The organism is Dielma fastidiosa (assembly GCF_000313565.1).
In the GTDB taxonomy this organism is placed as follows: Bacteria; Bacillota_I; Bacilli_A; order Erysipelotrichales; family Erysipelotrichaceae; genus Dielma; species Dielma fastidiosa.
The window spans coordinates 1-1,709 of sequence record NZ_CAEN01000079.1 but is presented as its reverse complement, the minus strand read 5'-3'; the positions used below and the strand labels follow the sequence as shown (position 1 = coordinate 1,709).

The 1,709-nt window shown below is 33.9% G+C and carries 1 pseudogene; it reads left to right on the top strand.

What is annotated here, in order from left to right:
• A pseudogene (locus DAHG_RS21275) lies at positions 1-1,696 on the top strand (hypothetical protein); the annotation flags it as partial.
• Between the last annotated feature and the right edge of the window lie 13 nt (positions 1,697-1,709).

Here is a 1,709-nt window from a genome sequence, read left to right as displayed (position 1 = left end):
TAGTGCTGTTCCTGTTTTGGCAGCTGATCCTGCTGCTAAAGGTGTAGTTGAAACTGTTATCGATCAAAAAGATAAAGTAGAAGATTTATTGGATCTATTAGGTGATGCTAAAAATATCGCTGCTGATGATGAAGTTGGTGGTGCAAAAGAGTTATTTGAAGCTGCTGCAGAGGTAGAGTTTAAGGACATTTTCGATCAAACAATAGATGGTGTTGATGTTAAAACAATATTAGAAAATGCATATAAGTATGCATCTGTTGCTGGTTATACTGACGAACAGAAAGACATTCTGGAATACTTAGTTGGAACTAAGATTGATAATGTTGTTAAAACAGCTGTTGAACATGCAGCTGACTTATTAACAACTTTAGCTGATTTAGAAGCATATGCTGCACCAGTTGATACTGATGATGTTAAATTATACAATAAAGTAAAAGATTTATTAGATTTTAAAGGAAATATCGCACTTAAAGGTGAGGCTAATAAAGATAACGCAGATAATTTAGAAAAAATCGAAGATTTATTTGCAGATTTAAAATCAGATGTTGAAGACTACAAAGAAGATACAGTTGAAAGCGATGCTAAAAAGTTTGCAAAAGCATTAGCTGCAGAAAATGTAGCTGGTAAGACTGTTGAAGCTTTAGTCGATGATGAAGTGGCGATTCCTTATACTAGTCTTTCTACACTTAAAGCATTCATCACAAAAGTTACTAAGGATTCTTATAAATTAGTAGATATTAAATATGGTGATGTTAAAAATGAAGGTGTAGTTGCTGATTACATCGAAGGATTGGAAACAATCGCTTCTGAGATGCAAGATGTGAAAGATCTTCTTAATGATACTAAGTCAGAAAAGAAAGAATTTGACAAATTGGATGAAAAACTTAGTGATTTAGCTGATGTTATTAAAACAGATGCGAAAGATAGCGAATTAGATGCTATTGATGATGCGATTGCCGCATTCCGGGCAAGTGATGTAAAAGCATTAAAAGAATATGTCGAAACAGTCGTGAATGAATTCTGGACAGTGACTACAGAGCAACGTACAAGCGGAAGTTATAGAGTTAAAGAAGTTGATGCTGGATTAGGTCGTTACTATGCATTTAAAACAGTTGCTGAAAATGATTTATATAAGTTAATGACAACTTTAGTTGATTCTGATGAAGAAGACACTTATTATGATCTTTTAGTAGCTGATGCAGCTTCAACTGATGAATTATTAAAAGCTGTTACTACAGATATTGAAGGAATCACTTTAAATTCCACAATGACTAACAAGCAGGCTGCTAAGATTGTTGCTGCTAAAAAAGCTTTATCAAAATTAGATGCAAATGAAAAAGCAATCTATAATTCTTTAAAGAGAAGTGAGAAAGCAGATGTAGATGCTAATCGTGACTTGATTGAAGCATTATACATTAAAATGATTCTGAATGGTGATATTACTCAATCAGGATGGGTAGATAAAGGCAATGGCGATTGGGATTACATCGCAGAAGACGGTTCTAGACCTTCTAAATGGATTGCTTCTGGTGCTAACTGGTATTATGTAAAGAACGGTACAATGTTACGTAATTCTTGGATTGCTTCTGATGCTCAGGGTACTAGATGGTACTATGTGGATGATAACGGTGTAATGGTTTCTAATACAACTGTTAACGGTTATACTTTCAACTCTTACGGCGTTTGGGTTAAATAATTAACTAAACAAC